Source organism: Marivita sp. (genome assembly GCF_965656765.1).
GTDB lineage: Bacteria > Pseudomonadota > Alphaproteobacteria > Rhodobacterales > Rhodobacteraceae > Marivita.
Genome location: NZ_CBFHLV010000125.1, coordinates 1 through 2,664 on the forward strand (window position 1 = coordinate 1; position 2,664 = coordinate 2,664).

Annotated in this window: 4 protein-coding genes; all 4 read left to right on the forward strand. The window is 56.3% G+C overall.

Annotated features, from left to right (window positions below):
- A partial coding sequence (locus ACTG4M_RS17295) for a PDZ domain-containing protein (RefSeq protein WP_439124914.1) occupies positions 1-679 on the forward strand: 679 nt, incomplete at its 5' end.
- 3 nt (positions 680-682) lie between these two features.
- Positions 683-1,987, forward strand: coding sequence for a replication-associated recombination protein A (locus tag ACTG4M_RS17300; RefSeq protein WP_439124915.1), 1,305 nt, complete (start codon positions 683-685; stop codon positions 1,985-1,987).
- A gap of 105 nt (positions 1,988-2,092) precedes the next feature.
- A complete protein-coding gene (crcB, locus tag ACTG4M_RS17305; protein WP_439124916.1) occupies positions 2,093-2,473 on the forward strand; it encodes a fluoride efflux transporter CrcB in 381 nt (126 codons plus the stop codon).
- The coding region (locus tag ACTG4M_RS17310; protein ID WP_439124917.1) for a S4 domain-containing protein at positions 2,470-2,664 on the forward strand (195 nt) is incomplete at its 3' end. The genes crcB and ACTG4M_RS17310, both read left to right, overlap by 4 nt.

Consider the following 2,664-nt stretch of genomic DNA (forward strand, 5'->3'; position numbering starts at 1 on the left):
GATTGGCTTTGCCATTCCGGCGGCCTTGGTCGCTCAGTTTCTTGAACAGGCTCGTAACGGCAAAACGGCGTTTGACAGACCGTGGGCAGGTGCAACCGGCCAGCCCGTGGATGCAGATTTGTTTGATGGTCTTGGCTTGTTGCGTCCCGAAGGAGTGGTTCTGACCGCGCTGCATCGGGCCAGCCCGTTGGCACAGGCGGGTATGGCGGTTGGGGACGTTGTGGTCGATGTCGCTGGTCAACCGGTCAATACACCGGCTGAAATGGTGTTTCGCATGTCGGTGCAAGGTTTGGGCGAAACCGTCGCGATGACCTATCTCCGAAATGGGGAGACGGTCACGACAGACGTGTTCTTGATCGCAGCACCAGACGATCCTCCACGCGATGCAGTGACTTTAAAGGAAAGTGATATTCTGACCGAATTACAGGTCGCTCGTATCAATCCGGCCGTAATCGCAGAGTTGGGTCTGCCGATGAATGTCGATGGAGTTGTGGTCATGCAACCCGGGCCTTTGGGGCGTCGGATCGGTTTGCAAACTGGAGATCTTATTCGCGGAATTGACCGCATCCGCATCGAACACCCGTCGGATGTTGGCCCTGCATTGCGTCGGGCGGCGCCGAACGTGTCCATTCAGGCCGAACGGGATGGTCAGCGCCTTCTTCTTCGGTTCAGGACCTGACACTTGGCAGACCTTTTTGAAACCAGCGAAACGCCTGCCGATGCACCGCGCCCCTTGGCGGATCGATTGCGGCCCAAAAAACTGTCCGAAGTGATAGGCCAGTCGCAAGTCATTGGTCCGGATGCGCCACTGACCGTCATGCTGGACGCGGGCAGCCTTGGATCGGTGGTCTTTTGGGGGCCGCCTGGTGTTGGAAAAACCACCATAGCTCGGCTTCTTGCTGACGAAACCGATCTACATTTCGTCCAGATCAGTGCGATCTTTTCGGGCGTGCCCGAGCTGCGCAAAGTTTTTGAGGCCGCCAAGCAACGGCGCAAGGCAGGGCAGGGCACATTGCTTTTCGTTGACGAAATTCACCGATTTAATAAGGCACAACAAGACGGATTTCTTCCGCATATGGAGGATGGCACCATCCTTTTGGTTGGCGCAACGACCGAGAATCCGTCGTTCGAGTTGAATGCTGCTTTGCTCAGTCGGGCGCAGGTCTTGGTCCTTGAACGGCTTGACGTGGCTGATCTAGAAAACCTGGCGCAGCGGGCCGAAGATGAGATGGGCCGAGCTTTGCCGCTGGATGCGTCTGCTCGCGAAAACCTGCTTGAGATGGCCGATGGTGACGGGCGTGCCTTGTTGAACCTGATTGAACAAGTCATGGCTTGGACCGTCGCTGATCCTCTCGACAGTGCAGCTTTGTCGCAGCGATTGATGAAACGCGCGGCGCAATACGACAAATCCGGCGACGCACATTACAATCTGATTTCAGCGCTGCACAAATCAGTGCGTGGCTCAGACCCTGACGCGGCGCTTTACTGGTATGCGCGTATGCTCGATGCAGGTGAAGACCCTCGATATCTGGCCCGACGCATCACCCGCATGGCGGTCGAAGATATCGGCTTGGCTGACCCTCAAGCGCAAGCGGTGTGCCTGCGAAGTTGGGAAACGTTTGAAAGGCTGGGCAGTCCTGAAGGCGAATTGGCGATTGCTCAAGCGCTTGTTTATATTGCCCTCGCCCCAAAATCGAATGCGGTTTACGCGGCGTACAAAGGGGCACGCGCTGCGGCCAAGAAAACCGGATCGCTCATTCCTCCCAAGCATATCCTAAATGCTCCGACCAAGCTGATGAAGGAACACGGCTATGGGTCCGGCTATTCCTATGATCATGACGCCGAAGACGGGTTTTCCGGTCAGGACTACTTTCCCGAGTCGATGGGACGCACAGAGTTCTATGCCCCTGTTGAACGAGGGTTCGAGCGCGACCTGAAAAAACGCATCGATTATTTTGCCAAGCTTCGGGCCAAACGCAACACGTGATTGGGTCCCCTCTCATTGAGATTTGCCACTGGGGTCTTTGGTATGCTTGCTTACTTGCAAGGCCCATTGCTTGACATCTTACAGGGTGCGCGCGACAGAGCTTGCATGTTGACGACCTTATCTCTTGTGGCACTTGGCGGTGCGATTGGTGCTGGCATTCGGTTTCTGACCGGGGTCGGCGTGATACGTCTTGTTGGCCAGACGGATTTTCCTTTGGCCATCCTGACGGTGAACATCCTCGGGTCGTTCCTGATGGGTGTATTCGTGGTGGCTGCCGCGCATCGCGGCCTAACGCACTTGTCGCCTTTTGTGATGACTGGCGTCTTGGGTGGGTTCACAACATTCTCGGCGTTTTCGCTGGAAACCATGACGTTGATCGAACGCGGGCAGGTTGGATCAGCCATGCTGTACGTCGTTCTGTCCGTCGCCTTGTCTGTCGGTGGATTGGCACTTGGCCTTTTGCTGGCGCGGAGTGTTTTTGCATGAGCCAAGTTCAAATGATTACAGTTGGTCCAGGCGATGCCGATCAGCGACTTGATCGCTGGCTCAAGCGGATTTTTCCGCACTTGGGTCAGGGCCGGATCGAAAAGATGTGTCGCAAAGGCGAGTTGCGGATCGACGGAGGGCGCGTGAAAGCGAGCACGCGTCTGATCACTGGGCAAGAGGTTCGCATTCCT

Excerpts from the sequence above, each read along its gene's own strand:
- crcB (WP_439124916.1), top strand. The coding sequence starts at position 2,093 with ATGTTGACGACCTTATCTCTTGTGGCACTTGGCGGTGCGATTGGTGCT.